Origin of the sequence: Marinobacter lipolyticus (genome assembly GCF_018424605.1) — a bacterium.
In the GTDB taxonomy this organism is placed as follows: domain Bacteria; phylum Pseudomonadota; class Gammaproteobacteria; order Pseudomonadales; family Oleiphilaceae; genus Marinobacter; species Marinobacter lipolyticus_B.
This window is the reverse complement of record NZ_QTKT01000007.1, coordinates 151,386-169,232: the sequence shown is the minus strand read 5'-3', so window position 1 is coordinate 169,232 and position 17,847 is coordinate 151,386. Positions and strand designations below refer to the sequence as shown.

Below are 17,847 nucleotides of genomic sequence, written 5' to 3'. Positions count from 1 at the left end.
CGCCCCTGAAGCAGTTTTACATCTTGATGTCGTAAGCGAAGTACTTTTCCATGATGGCGTCGTAGGTGCCATTTTCCTTGAGGATGCGCAGTGCCTCATTCACCTCGCGGGCAATCTCGCCATCGCGCTTGCGCATAGCCACGCCAACGCCTTCGCCCAGTTTGACCGGCTCCGCCACTTCCTTGAAGCCTTCCTTGTTCAGTACGGTCTGCTCACCCACCGGGTAATCTACGAAAACCACGTCCAGGCGCTGGCCTTCGAGGTCCAGTACCATATCGTCAGCGGTGGTGTAGCGTTTGATGTTAACCACGCCGCCCATTTCCTCAGTGACGTAGGTGTCCATGGTGGTGCCGCGCTGAACGCCGACGGTCTTGCCTTCCATCGCTTCCATATCGGTCACATCGGTATCGAAGCTTTCGGGGCCGAACCAGCCGCCCGGGGTGTTGTAGTACGGCTCGGAGAACAGGACGCGTTCGGCGCGCTCGGGAGTGATCGACATGGAGGACATGATCAGATCAAACTTGCGCGCCAGCAGACCAGGAATCATGCCATCCCATGCCTGAATCACGAACTGGCAGCTTGCGTTCATCTGCTCGCACATAGCATCAGCCAGTTCTACCTCAAAACCGGTAAGCTCGCCATTTTCGTCCTTATATTCAAAAGGCTCGTAGGGAACGTCAAATGCGATGCGCAGGTGTCTCGGTTCGGTGCCTTCCGCCACGCTGCTGCTTTCCTGCGCCTGGGCTACGCCGCTGGCCATGGCCAGGGCACAGCTTGCTGCAATTATCAGTTTCTTCATGTGTCACTTCTCCAGTGGTTTGCCTTTCGGGCTTTATTTTTTATCAAAGCTTTTTCCAAGCTTTTTCACCTCTACACCGGTTCAAGATAGCACCGAGTGTCAGAAGTTGGGAGCCAGGAACTGCTTCATGCGTTCCGAGTCCGGGTTATCAAACACCTTTTCCGGTGTACCCTGTTCCTCGATCACGCCCTGATGCAAAAACAGGACCTGACTTGACACATCCCTTGCAAATGCCATCTCGTGAGTGACCACGATCATGGTGCGGCCTTCCTCGGCCAGACCCTGCATGACCCTCAACACCTCGCCGACCAGTTCCGGGTCGAGTGCGGAGGTGGGCTCGTCAAACAGCATGACCTCCGGCTCCATCGCCAGCGCCCGGGCAATCGCGGCACGCTGCTGCTGGCCGCCGGACATCTGGGCCGGATAATAGTCCTTGCGTTCGTAAATGCCGACCTTATTGAGGTAGGCCTCGGCGCGTTCAATCGCTTCCTTTTTCGGTACCTTCAATACGTTGACCGGCGCCTCGATGATGTTTTCCAGCACCGTCATGTGGGACCACAGATTGAAGCTCTGGAACACCATCGAGAGTTTGGCGCGGATCAGTTCAACCTGTTTGTTGTCGGCGGGAATCCGTTCACCCCTGCGGTTGGTGGTGAACCTTATTGGGTCGCCGTGCACGATAATGTCGCCGGACGTGGGTGTTTCCAGCAGGTTGATGCAACGCAGAAAAGTGCTCTTCCCGGAGCCGGAACTGCCGATCAGGGAAACCACATCACCTTTTCGGGTTTCCAGTGAAATTCCTTTGAGTACTTCGAGCTGATCAAAGGTTTTGTGAATATCCCTGCAGATCAAAGGCGCTTGGTCCGCCATGGGTGACTCCTGGGGCTGTCATTCAAAGGCGCATGTTTTACGGACTGTGGCAGCGGAAATCAAGACTTCTTGTCGCCGGTTTTCGGGCAATTCGCTGCAGATGCCGCCACGTCATTGTGTCGCACTGTGTGGTCAATGCAAGTTTTTTGCCGCTTCAGGCGGAAGGCGTCAGACCCCGGCCTGTTGCGTCGGCGCTCAGGGATACCCGGATCACTTTGGCGCCCTGGCGCTCCAGTGTGCGCATGGAATCCCCCACGAAACGTACGTGGGCCATGGCCGCCTTGCGGGCGGCAGTTGGCTTGCCGGTCATAATGGCCTGATAGATCTGCTTGTGTTGCCGCATGATGGAACGACGCATTTCTTCCCGTGGGTTCAGGTTGGCAACCGAAGCCTGCACCGTCAGCAGCATCATGTTCTTCAGGCCGTTCAGTACATGGACCAGAATCGGGTTGTGGGAGGCTTCGACAATGGCCTGGTGGAAGCCATGGTCCGGGCGGGCGTTGCTCAGCGGATCGGTGCTCTCCAGTACCCGGAAGGCCTTGGTGATGCGATGTCTGTCCATGGCGGTGGCGCGTTGGGCGGCCAACAGCGCCGCCTGGCCTTCCAGTTGTTCCCGCACTTCGAGCAGATCGTACAGCGTGCGCGGATGCCCGGCGAACAGGTGGGCCAGCGGGCTGCGATCATCGAGATCCTCCGTGGCCGGCAGGATGCTGGCCACAAACGAGCCTTTGCCGTGGTGGGTCTGAATCACACCGCGGCCCTGCAGCTCATGCAATGCTTCGCGAATAATGGCCCGGGATACGCCAAGGCGCGCGGCCAGTTGCCGCTCCGAGGGGATTTTCTGGCCGGGGGCGAGGCCGCCGTCGAGAATCAGCCGTTCCAGCCGGTAGGATATTTCCTGTGATATGCCCATCTGATCTGCCCGTCGGGTTCTGGTGGTCGGACCAGTTGCTGGTTGCCCTGAGTGTCAAAAGTCCATCTGCGTGATCGCTTCCCAGCCCGCTAACTATGGCCTACCAGAGCGATTTCGTCCATTTCATCCCCCTGAAAAACTGGTCCGACCAGTTGGCAATTGGCTGGACGAATCGCGGTTGGCCGACGAATATCCTAGTAATGCCGGCCTCTGCTGGTGTTGGCCTTACTCTGATAACAACAAAGTCAACGGAGATGTGTCGATGAACATCAACGAAACCATCGAAAGTCGCTGTGATGCGGGCGCTACGCCACCCCGCAGGAGTTTTCTCAAAACCATGGCTGTGGGAGCCGCGCTCTGCGGCGCCATGTTCATGGGCGCCGGACAGGCGCACGCTGCCACCACCTGGAAAATCCAGTCCGTCTGGGACGCCGGCACCGTCGGCTATGACCTGTTTGAGGAATGGTGCGAGAGCATCGAGGAGAAATCCAATGGTGAGCTGATCTTCAAGCCGTACCCGGCCAAATCGGTTGCGGCGGACAACAACGCACTGTTTGATGCGGTCCGCAACGGCGTACTGCAGGGCATGAACCCGTTCACGCTGTACTGGTCCGGCAAAATTCCGGCCTCTGTGTTCCTGTCGTCCTACCCGGCCGGCCCGGACCAGCCCCACCAGTGGGACACCATGTTCTACTCACTGGGCATGCTGGAAAAGACCCGTGAGATCTACAAGAAGTACGGCCTGTTCTACGTTGGGCCGATCCAGCACGATGCCAACATCATTCATTCCAAGAAGCCGGTGAACAGCCTGGCGGACATGAAAGGCATGAAGATGCGGGTGCCGGGTGGCATGGTGGCCGAGGTCTTCCAGCAGTTTGGCGTGTCGACCGTCAGCCTGCCCGGCTCCGATATTTTCCCGGCGCTGGAGAAGGGCACCATCGACGCGGCGGATTACGTTGGCCCGGCGGTGAACTATGAGCTGGGTTTCTCCCAGGTCACCGACTACATCATGTTTGGCCCCCCAGGTGTGATGTCCATCTATCAGCCGGTGGATCTGATGGACCTGACCGTCAACCTGCGGGCCTGGAACAATCTTGATCCCAAGCTGCAGGCCCTGGTGGAAGAACAGGTGCGCAGCTATTCCCAGACCCACTACCTCACCATCCAGAAGCGCAATATTGAGGCGATGGAGAAATTCAAGGCCGACGGTAACCAGGTCACACGCCTGAGCCAGGAAGACATGGAGGCATTCCGTCAGAAGGCCATTCCGATCTGGTACAACTGGGCAAACAAGGACGAGGACGCCAAGGCCATTTTCGAAATGCAGCTGGATTACATGATGAACGACACCGTCGGCTACATCGACGAGGAAGACATCAAGGGCATGTAAGCCTTCACATTGATAGCAGCCATAAAGCGGGGAAGGGCAGGGAGTGCTGTGACAACGCATTCGCTCCCTTCCCCGCGCTGTGATTGAGGTAGTAACAACATGTCTGATCTGAGCGCCTTTGGCTTTGTGCTGCCCCACTGGTTCTACTGGGGCTGGCTGGCGGTAATGCCGCTGATCATGATGGCCCTGGACCGGTGGTCGGCAAAACGGGGCAAGCAGGCAATTGACCTGAACGCCGAAGCCAATCAGAAACTTCAGCAGATTGAAGCGGAAATGAAAGGCACCATCGGTTACACCTACGAGGGTAACTGGTTCACCAAATCCGTCGACTGGATCAGTGAGAAGTCCGGCTTGTTCATCTCGTTCTGGACGGTCAACGCGGTGGTCTTCTACTTTTTCGAAGTGGTCATGCGCTACATTTTCAACCAGCCCACCATATGGGTACATGAAGCCAGTTTTCTGCTGTTCGGCATGCAGTACCTGCTGGCCGGCGCCTTTGCGTTACTGCACGGCGCCCATGTGCGGGTGGACGTGGTCTACAACTTCCTGCCGCCCCGCGGCCGGGTGGGCATGGACATCTTCACCTCGATGTTCTTTTTCATGTTTGCGCTTGCGCTGATCATCACCTCCTGGACCTTTTTCCAGAACTCCTACTCCATGGACGAACGCACGGTGGAAACCTGGGGCATCCAATACTGGCCGGTCAAAGCCATGATGCTGCTGGGCTCCATTCTGTTATTGCTGGCGGGCCTGTCGAAGCTGATTAAAGACATCGCCACCTTCGTTTATCTTGGCCGGGAGCAGCGCGCATGACGTCAACAACGGTTAATCCTCAAGGCTCCGGCAACCTGACCGGAAAGCTGGGCACCTGGCTGATGATCATTGCCACGGTGGTCCTGTGTTTTGTGATGTTGGTGGAAGTCATCAATATCGTGTTCTACGACCCCTTCAGTGATGAGAAATTCCTGTTCAAATTCTCCGGGGTGCTGTCCGATGTCGATATCGGCACGCTGACCTACCTGATGTTCGGGTCACTGCTGGTGGCGCTGATGATGGGGCTGCCGCTGGCGTTCGTGACCGGTGGTCTGGGCATCGCCTTCATCTATCTGGTCGGCGATTCGCTGATGCTCAACATCGTGCCGAGCCGCATCTTCCCGATGATGACCAACTCGGATCTGGCGGCCATTCCGCTGTTCATCTTCATGGCCTCCATGCTGGAGCGGGCCGGGTTGATCGAGGAAATGTTCAACGTGGTCTACAAGTGGATGGGCGGCATTGGCGGCGGCCTGGCCATCGCCACGATTGTAGCCTCGACCATCCTGGCGGCCATGGTGGGCGTAATCGGCGCTGCGGTTGTCACCATGGGGATCATCGCCCTGCCGGCCATGCTCAAGCGGGGTTACGACCACAAGATTGCCCTCGGGTCGATCATGGCCGGCGGTACGCTGGGGATCCTGATTCCGCCTTCCATTCTGGCGATTCTCTATGCCGTGGTGGCGCAGCAATCCGTGGGCGAACTGTACCTGGGGTCGGTGATTCCGGGTTTGATTCTCTCCAGTCTTTACGTGCTGTATGTCGGAATCCGCGCCAAGATCAATCCAAAGCTGGGGCCGCCGGTGCCGGAAGAGGAGCGTATCGGCTTCAAGCAGAAGCTGTTGCTGCTGAAAGACCTGATTGCCCCGCTCATTCTGGTGTTCCTGGTGCTCGGGCTGCTGTTTGGCGGCATTGCGACACCGGTCGAGGCCGCCGGTATCGGTTCGTTCGGCGCGATTCTGGTGGCGATGAAACACCGGGTGTTCTCCATTGCCACCCTGCGGGATGCCTCGGTGACCACCGCCAAAGCCTCTGCCATGGTGCTGTGGATCATGTTCGGCGCCTCGGTGTTTGTCGGCTTCTACATCCTGCAGGGCGGCCAGGACTTCATCACCGAATCCATCCTCGGCATCGGCCTGTCACCCTACGGTGTGCTGCTACTGTTGATGGTGCTGCTGGTGGTGCTGGGCATGTTCCTGGACTGGGTGGGCATCCTGCTGCTGGCGGTGCCGATCTTCATTCCCATTGTGGAAGCGCTCGAATTTCCCGGGCTGCTCGGATTCCCCGCAGTGGCCGGCGAAGACGTGGTGCTGTGGTTCGGGGTGCTGTATCTGGTGAATATGCAGATGTCGTTCCTCAGTCCGCCCTTTGGCTATGCACTGTTCTATATCCGCGGCGTGTGCCCGCCGGATATTTCCATGGGCACCATCTTCAAGTCCTCGCTGGTCTTCCTCGCGATCCAGGCCTTTGGCCTGTTCATCTGCGTGCTGATACCGGGCGTGGTGACCTGGCTGCCCAATCTCGTTTATGGCTAACCGACGATTGCTGAATCACAGGAGCAGAAGACTATGCTGACCATCAACCGGCTCGATCTGGCCGATGCCAGAATACTGATCGAAGGCGCGGCCGAAAAAGCCCGCGACATTGGCGTGCCCATGTGTATTGCAGTGGTGGACGAGTCCGGTAACCTGATCGCCTTCGAGCGCATGGACGGTGGCAAGATCACCAGCGTCACCATCGCACAGGACAAGGCCTTCACCGCCGCCGCGGCGAAAAAAGCCACCCACGATTACAACAAGGCGAATGTGCCCGGCAGCCTGGCGTTCGGCATTCACACCGAGGTGGGCGGGCGCCTCAGCTCGGTGGGCGGTGGCCTGCCGGTGCTAGTCGACGGCGAGGTGGTCGGTGGTATCGGCCTGAGTTCCGGCACACCGCAGCAGGATATGGACTGTGCCCAGGCCGGTCTCGACCATTTTGAAACCAAGCGGGGCTAAGCGCTGTCAAAGCTCAAGCAACTCATACCCAGAGACTGATATGACTACCAAGCCAAAAGTCAGCAAAGCCGAGCTGGCTGAGCAGTTCCGGGCGTTCATCGACCCGGACTTCGTCATCACCGATGACGAAACCATGAAGCCCTACGAATGCGACGGCATGTCCATGTATTGCGAGATGCCGTTGCTGGTGGTGCTGCCGGAAACCGTGGAACAGGTGCAGCGGGTGATGCGCATCTGCAATGAAAACGCGGTGCCGGTGGTGGCCCGTGGCGCCGGCACCGGGCTCAGTGCCGGCGCCATGCCCAACAAGGAGGGCGTGGTGCTGTCGCTGGCCAAGTTCAACCGCATCATCGAGATCGATCCGCTGGCCCGCACCGCGCGGCTCCAGCCCGGTGTGCGTAATCTGGCAATCAGTGACGAAGCCGCGCAATACGGGCTCTACTATGGCCCGGACCCCTCGTCGCAGATCGCCTGCACCATCGGCGGCAACGTCGCCGAGAACTCCGGTGGCGTGCACTGCCTGAAGTATGGCCTGACCGTGCACAACATCCTCAGCGTGGAAATGGTGACCGCCGAGGGCGATGTGGTCACCGTTGGCAGCGACGGCCTCGACAGTTGCGGCATGGATTTGCTGGCGCTGATGACCGGCTCCGAAGGCCTGCTGGGCGTGGTGACCGAAGTGAAGGTCAAGCTGCTGCCCAAGCCGGAGGTGGCCCGGGTGGTCATGGCCGGTTTCGACAGCGTGCAGAAGGGCGGTGATGCGGTGGGCGGCATTATTGCCCACGGCATCATACCCGGCGGCCTGGAAATGATGGACGGCCACGCCATCGTGGCGGCGGACGATTTTGCCCAGGCGGGCTACCCGCGAGATGCCAAGGCACTGCTGCTGTGTGAGGTGGATGGCACCGAAGAAGAAGTGGTTGAGCACATTGCCCAGGCGGAAGAGGTGTTCCGCAAACTGGGCGCCACCTCCGTGCGCACCTCCCAGAGCGAGGAGGAGCGCGCCTTGTTGTGGAAGGGGCGCAAGTCCGCGTTCCCGGCGGTGGGCCGTATCTCTCCGGATTACTACTGCATGGACGGCACCATCCCGCGTCGGGAAATTGCCAACGTACTGACGCAGATGGAGCAGATGTCCGAACGGTTCGGCCTGCGCGTGGCCAACGTCTTCCACGCCGGTGACGGCAACCTGCACCCGCTGATCCTGTTCGATGCCAACGTGCCGGGCGAGTTTGAACGCACCGAAGCTTTCGGCAGCAGCATCCTCTCTCTCTGCGTGGAAGTGGGCGGCTGCATCACCGGCGAGCATGGCGTGGGCGTGGAAAAAATCCGCCAGATGGCGGTGCAGTTCAACGATGAGGAACTGCAACAGTTCCACGACGTCAAAGCCGCGTTCGACCCCGCCGGCATTCTCAACCCCGGCAAGGGCGTTCCCGCCCTGCGGTTCTGCCAGGAATACCGCTCACTGGAACACAAACAACACCAGCACGACCATACGGAAGCCGCCCATGGCTGATATTTCCCAACAACTTCAGGAGCAGGTGCTCCAGGCCCGCAATGCCGGGCACAAACTCAACATTGTCGGTGGCGGCACCAAAGCCTTCATGGGCCGTACCGCCGACCCGGACGCCGGTACGCTCGACGTGGCCGGGCACAGCGGCATCGTCGACTACCACCCGGTGGAACTGGTGCTCACTGTACGGGCCGGCACCACATTGACTGAAATCGAAGCCATCCTGGCCGAAGAAGGGCAGGTGCTGCACTTTGAGCCGCCCCATTTCGGAGACGGTGCCACCATCGGCGGCACCCTGGCCTGCAACCTCTCCGGCCCCGGCCGCCCCTGGGCCGGCTCGGTGCGTGATCAGGTCCTTGGTGTGCGGCTGATCAACGGCAAAGGTGAACACCTGCGTTTCGGTGGCCAGGTCATGAAAAACGTTGCCGGTTACGACGTTTCCCGCCTGCAGGCCGGAGCCCTGGGCACCCTCGGCGTGATGACCGAAATCAGCATGAAAGTGGTGCCCAAACCCGCCGCCACCCTGACCCTGGTGCAGGACATGGCGATGGAAGACGTCATCCATTACATGAACAGCCGCGCCGCCGAACCAAAACCCATCACCGCCGCCTGCTGGCACGATGGCAAAGTGTACCTGCGCCTGTCCGGCGCCCGCTCTGCGGTGGAAGCCACTGCCGAAAAATGGAGCGGTGAGGTGATGGAAAGCGGCGAACACTTCTGGCGCCAGATCCAGGACATGCAGCACGACTTCTTCACCGGTGACGATCCGTTATGGCGCTTCTCCATCGGCTCCACCGCCGTCACCCCGGCGCTCGAGGGCCCCTGGCTGATCGACTGGGCCGGCTCACAGCGATGGTATCGGGGCGCCGGTGAGATCAGGAAGATGGAAGCCCTGGCGAAAGCAGCCGGCGGCCAAGTCAGCCTGTTCCGTGGTGGTGATCGCGAAGGCGAGGTTATGCACCATCTGCCAGAGGCGCTGCGAGGCATTCAACGCCGGGTAAAAAACTCGTTCGACCCTGACGGCATATTCAACCCGGGACGGCTTTACAGCTGGTTGTAGTCAACGGAGATGTCCGGGAAGCGCCTGGCTGGCGCTGTTCTGAAACTGTGCGGAGCCATGGATGGCGGAGCCCAAGCGCACATGGATGTGCTTGTAGCGTGTTTCAGAACAGGGGCAGGCAGGCGCTTGAGCACCGAACTTATAGGTAAACCATGCAAACGAATCTAGTACAGCAATTTGCCAATACCAAAGAAGGACAGGAGGCCGAATCCATCCTGCGGGCCTGCGTCCACTGTGGCTTCTGCACCGCCACCTGTCCCACATACCAGGAGCTCAATGACGAGCGCGACGGCCCCCGCGGCCGTATCTACCTGATGAAAATGTTCCTTGAGGGCCAGGAAGTCACCGAAAAAACCCGCGAACACCTGGATCGCTGCCTCACCTGCCGCAGCTGCGAGACCACCTGTCCCTCCGGCGTGCAGTATGGCCGACTGGTGGACATCAGCCGTGGCCTGATGGAACAGGAAATGCCGCGGCCGCCAAAAGAAAAGTGGGTACGCTGGGCCCTCGCCCGGGTGATCCCCAACCGAAAACTGTTTGGCTTCCTGCTGCGCCTCGGGCAAACATTCCGTCCGGCTTTGCCGCAGGCACTGCGCACCAAGGTACCCCCCAGAAAAGAGGCCAGCCCCTGGCCCAGCGCCAGCCATAACCGCGTGGTACTGGCGCTGGCCGGTTGTGTGCAGCCATCAGCCACCCCCAACACCAACGCCGCCGCTGCCCGCGTGCTCGATCGCCTCGGCATCACCATGGTGGAAGCGCCGGAAGCCGGCTGCTGTGGCGCCGTCAATTACCACCTCTCTGAACATGAGAAAGGCCTCGAGCGCATGCGTCAGAACATCGACGCCTGGTGGCCCGCCATCGAAGCGGGGGCGGAAGCCATCATCATGACCGCCTCCGGTTGCGGTGCCATGGTGCAGGACTACGGTCACCTGTTGAAAGACGACCCGGTCTACGCCGCCAAGGCCCAGAGGGTCAGTGAACTGACCATCGATCTGGGCGCGTTCCTGCTGCAACAGGACCTGGACAAACTCAAGGTAACCCAGAATCCCGGCAAAGTGGCGTTCCATTGCCCCTGCACACTGCAGCACGCGATGAAACAGAGCGGCGTGGTGGAGCAGGTGCTGACCCGGGCAGGGGTAACCCTCGCGGCCACCAAAGACAAACACCTGTGTTGCGGCTCGGCCGGCACCTATTCGGTACTCCAGCCGGAACTCAGCCAGCGGCTGCTGGGTAACAAACTCGCCGCGCTGACCGTCGACAATCCTGATCGTATCGTCACCGCCAACATCGGTTGCCAGATGCACCTGGAAACCAAGTCCTCTGTCCCGGTCCAGCATTGGATCGAGTTGCTGGATCAGTAAATCAGTCAGTAAATCTGCTATAGTGCACGGCCTAATCTGGAACCCACAGGGAGTGGAATCCTATGCCAGGGACTATGGCGCTATTACTGTTATCCACATTATTGTCATCACCCGCCCTTGCCGGCCTGTACACCTGGACCGATAAGCAGGGCGTGGTGCATTACACCGACACCAGGCCCGCTAATCAGACCCATCAGGCCGTAACCCTGAAGCCGCCCTCGGTGGTGCCCATGTCAGAAAACCTGGAACAGGGGCGACGGGTCAGCAAAATTCGCGAAAGCGTAAGCCGCAGTCTGGATACGCCGTCCCGTAGCCGGCCTTCAACGAACAGTCCGAAGGTCGCGGCCGCCAATGAAAAACAGTGTGCCGGGTATCGCAAGCGCCTCGATCGCATTCAGCAACAGCTTCGTGCCGGCTACAGCAACGACCGGGGCAACAGCCTGCGGCGCCAGCGGCGGAAAGTGGCCCAGGCCCTCAGCCGCGAATGCCTGCTGCAATAATCGCGGCACTCCATCGGGCGGATCAGAAGGCGGTGGTCACCAGATAAGCCGTATACCCGACGAAGCAGGCGAGCAGCAGGCCGCCTTCGATGCGGTTGATGCGGCCCGGGCCACGAAACCCGTAGCCGAGCGCAAAGAGGGACAGGGTCAGCGCTGCCATCACCACCAGGTCACGGCTCAGCACCTCGGGCGCTACCGCCATCGGGGAGATAAGTCCGGCAATGCCCACCACGGCGAGGGTGTTGAACAGGTTGGAGCCAAGAATGTTGCCAAGGGCCAGATCGTGTTCGCCCTTGCGTGCCGCGATCACCGATGACGCCAGCTCCGGCAGCGAGGTGCCCACCGCGACAATGGTGAGGCCGATGATCAGATCGCTGACACCGAATGCCGAGGCCAGATCCACCGCACCCCACACCAGAACGCGGGAACTGACAATCAGCAGTAGCAGGCCCACGATCAGCCAGAGCACGGCTTTGCGCACGGGCATGTCATGCACCTTGAGTTCTGCCTCCACCTCAATGCCCAAGGCGTCCGTTTTCCGGGTCATGCCCTGGCGAATAGACCAGGCCAGCAAGCCGAAAAACACCGCGATCAGTACCAGCGCGTCGACGAAACTCAGCATGCCATCCCACAGTTGCCAGAACGCCAGCAGGGTGATCAGCGCCAGAATCGGCAGCTCCTTGCGCATCACCTGGGAGTGCACCGCAATCGGACTGATCAGCGCGGTGATGCCGAGAATCAGCGCAATGTTGGTGATGTTCGAACCATAGGCGTTGCCCAGCGCCAGCCCCGGGTTCCCCTGGGTAGCGGCAAGGGCCGAGACCACCATTTCCGGCGCCGAGGTGCCAAAGCCCACCACCACCATACCGATCAGCAGTGGCGGCATTCCGAAGTGGCCTGCGGTTACGGCCGCCCCTTCCACAAAACGGTCGGCACTCCACACCAGCAGGGCGAGGCCGGCTGCAATTGCAAGCAGGGCAGTAAGCATAAGTGATCCTTGTGGAATCGGAATGTCGGAAGCGACAGGGCCAGTTTGCGGTTAACGGGCATTCATTTGCAATTGGCAAAGCAGCGCCAATACTGTTTACGATCCAGAGAAAAAGGGAGAGTGCATATGGATATATTGGGATCCGTGAGCAGCGCCATTATGGCACTGGTATGGGTGGTCTATTTCCAGCTCTTTTTTCTGCAGTACAAACGGGGTAACAGGGCCTACCTGGTGATTCACCACGCCCAGAATGAAAGCCCCGACGCGCCCTGCCTGCTGGTCAATATGGGGCAGGAGCCGGTGCACCTGCAATGCGTGCAGGCAGTCACCAAGAACGAAAAAGGCGAAGAGACGCTTTTCACAGTCACCAAGTACGACCGGGTGACCGCTGACGACCGCAATATCCAGGAGAGTCTGCGCCAGGGGCCGATCCAGCCCGGCGGCTATCTGGTTCTGGGCAGTTTCCGCGACATCATTCTTGGCCACCGCAGTGAGGATGACGGTGCGGGCGAGTTGCTGGAATGCGTGCAGGAAATGGAACTGCGGGCGGCCGTGGTCCACGGCCCCAGCAAGCATCCGATTGGCGTTCGGCGTCGCTTCTACCTGCGGCACAATGGCGATTCGGAAATTTACCCCAAGAATATCTATACCGAACAGCTAACCCGGCGCCGGGATAAGAAAGAAGTGCGTACCTGGATTGAAGAGGAGCTGCGCCCGAAGAACGTCGGGCGCAGCGAATCGGAAAATTCGGAGCAGGCGGAAGACTAGCTGCGTTTGAAGCTGGCCAGGGCGACGGCGGCGGTGACAAACAAACCGCCGAACACACGGTTCATCTGTCGCTGGCGCTCAGGGGTGGTCATAAACCGGAACAGCTGGCTGGCGAGCAGGGCGTAACCCAGCATGACCAGGCAGTCCACCAGAATCAGCGTTGTCCCCATGGCGACCAGTTGCGGCCCATGGGGCTGGCCGGCCACCAGAAACTGCGGAAACAGCGCCACCAGAAACACCGTGGCCTTGGGATTGGTCAGGTTCACCAGCGCCGATTGCCAGAAACGGCTGCGGCCACTCGCCAGTGGCTGGTCCTCGACGGCGCCAACACCGACCGGTTCCCGCCATTTCTGAACGCCCAGCCAGATGAGATAGGCAACACCCAGCCACTTGATGATGGCGAGTGCCCACACCGACGACGCCACCAGCGCACCCAGTCCCGCACCCACCAGCAGGATCTGCGCACCGTAGCCCAGCTGCAATCCAAGGATGGCCGGCATCGACTGGCGTACGCCATAGCGCAGCCCGTTGCTCATGGTGTTCACCGCGCCGGCTCCCGGCGAGAGGCTGATCAGAATAGCGGCCACCGTAAAGGTCAGCCAGAGCGTGAGTGACATTGCTTATGGTCCCGATGCTGAAGAGTCAGATGGAAGTGCTAAACTGCCATCGCAAAGACAGGATAGCGACAAAAGGAAAAATTATCATGGCCAGAAAACAGGCAAAACCCACTCAGGAAAGCGCGGCCAAGCGCGACCTGAAAACCCCGAAATACCGAATGCGGGTGGTTGAGGACAAGAGCAAGTATAAGCGACAGCGGGACAAGGTGGTGCGGGTAGAGGGTTTTCGCAAGGCTGCCTGAATAGAGGGCTGTTTTACGAAAGTGCTTTTCCCGAAAACCAGAAACAACAAAGCCCGCACAAGGCGGGCTTCATCAGAATTCTTAATGGTGCCCGGAGGCGGAATCGAACCACCGACACGGGGATTTTCAATCCCCTGCTCTACCAACTGAGCTATCCGGGCGTGCTACACGTCTGCTGTGCAACGGGGCGCTATTAAACCGGTTTCACTGTTTTGAGTCAAGGCTGTGAGCCAAAAATTTCCGGATCTTTTGCCGGTTGATCAGGCTTTGATCAATCGCGCTTATTGCTCCGGTGGCACGTAGCCTTCGGCCTTTTCGAACGGCTCATTGTTGAAGAAGCGCTCCATCTGCGCCTGCAGGTATTTGCGGGTGTTCGGGTCCATCAGGCTCAGGTGCTTTTCGTTGATCAGCATGGTCTGCTGGTGCTGCCATTCTTCCCAGGCTTTCTTCGAGACGTTTTCCCAGATCTCCTGGCCTTTCTTGCCGGGCATCGGGGGGAAGTCCAGGCCTTCCAGTTCTTGCTGGTACTTGCGGCAGAAAACGGTGCGACTCATATCGGTTCCTGTTGAATCGGGCGCCGGTTAACGCGGCGCTGTGACTGACGTGCTATGACTGACGGAGCGATGATAACAGATCTGCCACGGGTCAGATCAGGGTGGCCTGTTCGGGATTGGTCAGCAGGTTGCGGATCGGTGCCGGCAGGCCGAGGGTGAGGGCTTCATCCCGGTGCAGCCAGCGTTGCTGGCTGTGGTCGGCCACGGCCGATGCCGCGGCAACCTGGAGCCGGGCGGGCTGGATGTGCAGGTGGTAGTGACTGAAGGTGTGGCGGAAGCCGCTCATCAGTTCGGCGTCGCCGCAGTCGAAGCCGAAGGTTTGCCCGCAGGCCTCCGGCAGTTCGTCCGCACCCAGTGCCGGGTCCAGTTCCGGCAGGCTCCACAGGCCGCCCCAGATGCCGCTGGGCGGGCGTCTTTCCAGCAGTATGCGGCCCTGATCGTCTTCAAGGATGAGCATCCAGGTGGTCTTCTCCGGCTTGGCTTTCTTGGGCTTGGCGCCGGGGTACAGGCTGACCTCACTCTTCGCGTAGGCGGTGCAGCCGTCTTGCAGCGGGCATTGCTCGCATTTCGGTCGGGAGCGGGTGCACACCATGGCGCCGAGATCCATGATGGCCTGGGTGTAGTCGCGCACGCGGCTGTCGGGGGTGTGGTGCTCGGCGTGGGTCCACAGCGCATTCAGCACGCTGGTTTGCCCGGGCCAGCCCGGCACCGCATGGTAGCGGGCCAGTACCCGTTTGACGTTGCCATCGAGAATCGCCGCGCGTTTGCCGAAGGCCTGGGCCAGAATGGCGGCGGCCGTGGAGCGGCCAATACCGGTGAGGGACTCCAGTTGGCCCTGATCCGCGGGAAATTCACCGCCGAACTCGTCTACTACCGTTCTGGCGGCTTTTTGCAGGTTGCGGGCGCGGGCATAGTAGCCAAGGCCGGACCAGTGGCTGAGCACGTCGTCTTCGGGCGCAGCGGCCAGCGCCTGCACATCCGGAAAGCGCTGCATAAAGGCTTCGAAGTAGGGAATGACGGTTGTCACCTGGGTTTGCTGCAGCATGATTTCCGACACCCACACCCGGTAGGCATTGCGGTTGTGATGCCACGGCAGGTCGTGCCTGCCGTGCTGGTCATACCATGCCAGTAGGTCCCGGGCAAAGCGGTCGCTCATCGGTTGAACAGGCCTTTCACGGCGTCTTTAAGCTTTTCGCCTTCCTCGCCCAGCTGCTCGTCGATTTTCTCGCGAACCTTCTCTTCCGCCTTGGCCTTGGCGCGTTCGGTTTCCTCCTGCACCTTCGCTCGTGCGGCGTTGGCTGCAATGTCCTTCAGGGTGTCACGGAAACGCGAGCCATCGAAGGAGCACAGTCCCGCTGGGTCTTCAGAGAAGTTGCCGCGGCACTCCACGGGGATGACCACGTCTTTGACATACTCGGTGACGCGGCAGGCTTCGTCGCGGTGAATCTCACCAACGACTCTCAGGCCGATTTCGTAGTCCAGTTCCGTTTGTTGCAGATCGACAGTGCCATCGCCCTCCAAGCGCATGCCGGCAAGGGCCGCAACCAGATCCGTGTTGTTGAGGGTGTTGCCGTCGATGATCAGAGTGCCCTTCATGTCGTTAAACGGCGTGGTGGTACCCCAGTCGGTGGCGCTCAGGCTTTCCTGGTTGGCCAGTGCAATGCCCTGGCAGGCCATGCGGGTCAGGTTCATCTGGCGGAACTCGCCCTCGGCGAGGTTGAAGCTGATCTCGCCGTTGGCGTTCTCTCTCAGGGTGGACACCCGGTTGCCGGTGGTTTTGATGTCGACATTGAGGTTGGCGCCACCGGAAAGCATATCGATTTCGGCCAGATCGGTAAGCAGCGGCAGCGTCTGCACGTTTGTTACCTTGGAGCCGATGGCCCAGCTCGGGTTGTTGCTGCGGGCATCCAGGGTCACGTTGGCATCGAAGCTGCCGTAGTAGAGCTTGCCGCTGAATTCGTCCACTTTCATCAGGCCTTCTTTGGCGGTAATCGAGGATTTGATCTCCTGGATGTTGAGGTTGCTGATGATCAGTTCGCCCAGGCCAAGGTCGATGTCCAGCAGCAGGGTGCGCAGCGTTTCCAAAGGCAACAGGTCGGATTCCTCTGCGGCGCTTGCGGTGGCGGGCGCCGAGCTGGTTTGCCCACTGCTTTCGTCGTCCTGGGACGACTCACCCGCGCCGGATTCACCTTCTTCCGCGGTTGGCGGCAGATAGCGGTCAGCATTGATGGCATCACCCTGAAGGTTGAGGGCCACCGCGCTGTTGCTCAAAGTGTAGCTGCCGCCGCCGGTGAAGGTGGTGTCGTCCAGCGTGATCGACAGGTCGCTCAGTTCCACGGTGCCCGCCGGGCCGCCAATGTTGGTGGAGAGCGCGACGGCTTCGAGCACCTCTGGATCTTCGGTTTCAATGGCGGGCTGTCCCAGTGCCGCCAGCAGCTTCTTCAGGGAGAACTGGTCGATGCTTACGGTGCCCTTGAGCTCCGGGTTGTCACCGAAGCCGTTGACCGCCAGATCGGTATTCAGGGTCAGGTCCGCGAGGCTGGCGGTGAAACCATTGATGGTGGCGGTTTCGTTCTCCAGATTGGCTTCGATGGCGCCAGCCAGTTCGGCGGTAACGGCATTGCCGCCAAAGGGTTCGCCATTCATGTCGAACACCGCTTCCAGATCCGAGATGCCGAATTCGTTGAGGGCTTCGTTGGCGGCAAGGCGGGCATTGAGCCGGCCGTCCACGGCGAACTGGGGCTGGTTGGTTTCGAAGTGGAAGCTGACATCCAGGGGGAAGCTGCTGCCAAGGGTAATTTCGCTGGCGTTGACCGTGAAGTCCTCGAGGGTGACAGACTGGCCGGTGCTCTCGTCATTGTAGTGAATCTGGGCGTTGCTGATCTGCACGTTCTCGACGTTGAAGTTCAGCGGTTCGCGGTCCGCGGCGGCATCGTCGGTTGTCTCGGGCGCGGCCGGCTCTTCTTCAGCAGCTGCGGTTTCTTCTTCCGGCGCTGCATCGCCTTCCGGCATGACCCGTGTCCAGTTGCCGTTGCCGTCCTTGTCCACGTTCAGGCGGGCATCGAGGCCGTCAAGCAGGAAGGTGTTCACCTGCGGCGACATGGTGATCAGTGACCAGAAATTCACCTGGGCCACCAGTTGATCCAGGCGCACAAAGCGTTCGCCTTCCAGGGTGGCTTCCACGTCATTGAGCTCGAGGCCCAGGGGAATGAACGACCAGCCGATGTCGCCCTCGAGGATCAGGTCAAGATTGGTGGCATCTTCAGCGGCTTTCTCGATTTGCGGCTTGTAGGTGTTGGGATCGATCACCATGACGGCGATCGCCACGGCGGCAATCGCCAGCACAATAAGGCCAACAATACCGAGGGCAATATAGCGAACAGCTTTCATAATTCAGGCTTCCTTCCATTTTTTATGCGTTCGGGCGCCGCAATGTAAACTGACCTAAGGATAACGCAGGGGTAACAA

Annotated in this window: 18 protein-coding genes and 1 tRNA gene; 10 read left to right on the top strand and 9 right to left on the bottom strand. The window is 59.9% G+C overall.

Annotated elements, in window-relative coordinates; genetic code table 11:
• Positions 1-16 precede the first annotated feature (16 nt).
• The 3 genes from DYI22_RS11585 to DYI22_RS11575 form a co-directional block, all read right to left on the bottom strand.
• Positions 17-799, bottom strand: a complete 783-nt coding sequence (locus DYI22_RS11585) for a transporter substrate-binding domain-containing protein (protein ID WP_213478209.1) — start codon at positions 797-799, stop codon at positions 17-19.
• Positions 800-898: 99 nt separating this feature from the next.
• Positions 899-1,669: an ABC transporter ATP-binding protein gene (locus DYI22_RS11580; protein ID WP_213478208.1), complete on the bottom strand. Its 771-nt coding sequence runs from the start codon at positions 1,667-1,669 to the stop codon at positions 899-901.
• Between the two features lie 154 nt (positions 1,670-1,823).
• Entirely contained in the window at positions 1,824-2,582 is a 759-nt protein-coding gene (locus tag DYI22_RS11575) for an FCD domain-containing protein (RefSeq protein ID WP_213478207.1), read from the bottom strand.
• A 337-nt stretch (positions 2,583-2,919) separates the two neighbouring features.
• Here DYI22_RS11575 and dctP point away from each other — a divergent pair, with 337 nt between their 5' ends.
• The 8 genes from dctP to DYI22_RS11535 all read left to right on the top strand — a co-directional run bounded on the left by dctP (position 2,920) and on the right by DYI22_RS11535 (position 11,210).
• Complete coding sequence (dctP, locus tag DYI22_RS11570) at positions 2,920-3,972, top strand: TRAP transporter substrate-binding protein DctP (protein ID WP_213478235.1); 1,053 nt, start codon at positions 2,920-2,922, stop codon at positions 3,970-3,972.
• Between the two features lie 99 nt (positions 3,973-4,071).
• Positions 4,072-4,785 carry a TRAP transporter small permease subunit gene (locus DYI22_RS11565; RefSeq protein ID WP_213478206.1) on the top strand — a complete coding sequence of 238 codons (714 nt, stop codon included), beginning with the start codon at positions 4,072-4,074 and terminating at the stop codon, positions 4,783-4,785.
• On the top strand, positions 4,782-6,320 hold the full coding sequence (locus tag DYI22_RS11560; RefSeq protein ID WP_213478205.1) for a TRAP transporter large permease: 1,539 nt from the start codon (positions 4,782-4,784) through the stop codon (positions 6,318-6,320). The genes DYI22_RS11565 and DYI22_RS11560 overlap by 4 nt, the downstream gene beginning before the upstream one ends.
• Before the next feature lie 33 nt (positions 6,321-6,353).
• Positions 6,354-6,779 (top strand): GlcG/HbpS family heme-binding protein, encoded by a 426-nt coding sequence (locus DYI22_RS11555; RefSeq protein ID WP_213478204.1) that lies wholly within the window; start codon positions 6,354-6,356, stop codon positions 6,777-6,779.
• A gap of 40 nt (positions 6,780-6,819) precedes the next feature.
• Positions 6,820-8,292 carry an FAD-linked oxidase C-terminal domain-containing protein gene (locus DYI22_RS11550; protein WP_213478203.1) on the top strand — a complete coding sequence of 491 codons (1,473 nt, stop codon included), beginning with the start codon at positions 6,820-6,822 and terminating at the stop codon, positions 8,290-8,292.
• On the top strand, positions 8,285-9,349 hold the full coding sequence (glcE, locus tag DYI22_RS11545; protein WP_213478202.1) for a glycolate oxidase subunit GlcE: 1,065 nt from the start codon (positions 8,285-8,287) through the stop codon (positions 9,347-9,349). Before DYI22_RS11550 ends, glcE begins: the two co-directional genes overlap by 8 nt.
• Before the next feature lie 152 nt (positions 9,350-9,501).
• Positions 9,502-10,710, top strand: coding sequence for a glycolate oxidase subunit GlcF (gene glcF, locus DYI22_RS11540; RefSeq protein WP_213478201.1), 1,209 nt, complete (start codon positions 9,502-9,504; stop codon positions 10,708-10,710).
• A gap of 62 nt (positions 10,711-10,772) precedes the next feature.
• Positions 10,773-11,210, top strand: coding sequence for a DUF4124 domain-containing protein (locus DYI22_RS11535; protein ID WP_213478200.1), 438 nt, complete (start codon positions 10,773-10,775; stop codon positions 11,208-11,210).
• A 22-nt stretch (positions 11,211-11,232) separates the two neighbouring features.
• Here the strand turns inward: DYI22_RS11535 and DYI22_RS11530 are convergent, their stop codons facing one another.
• Positions 11,233-12,198, bottom strand: coding sequence for a calcium/sodium antiporter (locus DYI22_RS11530; RefSeq protein WP_213478199.1), 966 nt, complete (start codon positions 12,196-12,198; stop codon positions 11,233-11,235).
• Positions 12,199-12,324: 126 nt separating this feature from the next.
• Here DYI22_RS11530 and DYI22_RS11525 point away from each other — a divergent pair, with 126 nt between their 5' ends.
• Positions 12,325-12,966, top strand: coding sequence for a hypothetical protein (locus DYI22_RS11525; RefSeq protein WP_213478198.1), 642 nt, complete (start codon positions 12,325-12,327; stop codon positions 12,964-12,966).
• Here the strand turns inward: DYI22_RS11525 and rhtB are convergent.
• Positions 12,963-13,583, bottom strand: coding sequence for a homoserine/homoserine lactone efflux protein (gene rhtB / locus DYI22_RS11520; protein WP_213478197.1), 621 nt, complete (start codon positions 13,581-13,583; stop codon positions 12,963-12,965). The two genes, DYI22_RS11525 and rhtB, sit on opposite strands and share 4 nt — an antisense overlap.
• 86 nt (positions 13,584-13,669) lie before the next feature.
• On the opposite strand from rhtB, the gene DYI22_RS11515 reads away from it, so the two are divergent.
• A complete protein-coding gene (locus tag DYI22_RS11515; RefSeq protein WP_213478196.1) occupies positions 13,670-13,825 on the top strand; it encodes a hypothetical protein in 156 nt (51 codons plus the stop codon).
• 85 nt (positions 13,826-13,910) lie between these two features.
• Here the strand turns inward: DYI22_RS11515 and DYI22_RS11510 are convergent.
• The 4 genes from DYI22_RS11510 to DYI22_RS11495 form a co-directional block, all read right to left on the bottom strand.
• Positions 13,911-13,986 (bottom strand) — tRNA-Phe (locus DYI22_RS11510).
• A 120-nt stretch (positions 13,987-14,106) separates the two neighbouring features.
• Positions 14,107-14,379 (bottom strand): oxidative damage protection protein, encoded by a 273-nt coding sequence (locus tag DYI22_RS11505; protein WP_213478195.1) that lies wholly within the window; start codon positions 14,377-14,379, stop codon positions 14,107-14,109.
• A 91-nt stretch (positions 14,380-14,470) separates the two neighbouring features.
• Positions 14,471-15,535, bottom strand: coding sequence for an A/G-specific adenine glycosylase (gene mutY, locus DYI22_RS11500; RefSeq protein WP_213478194.1), 1,065 nt, complete (start codon positions 15,533-15,535; stop codon positions 14,471-14,473).
• The gene (locus DYI22_RS11495) at positions 15,532-17,769 is read right to left on the bottom strand and encodes an AsmA family protein (RefSeq protein WP_213478193.1); all 2,238 of its coding nucleotides are present in this window, start codon (positions 17,767-17,769) and stop codon (positions 15,532-15,534) included. Before DYI22_RS11495 ends, mutY begins: the two co-directional genes overlap by 4 nt.
• Positions 17,770-17,847: the final 78 nt, after the last annotated feature.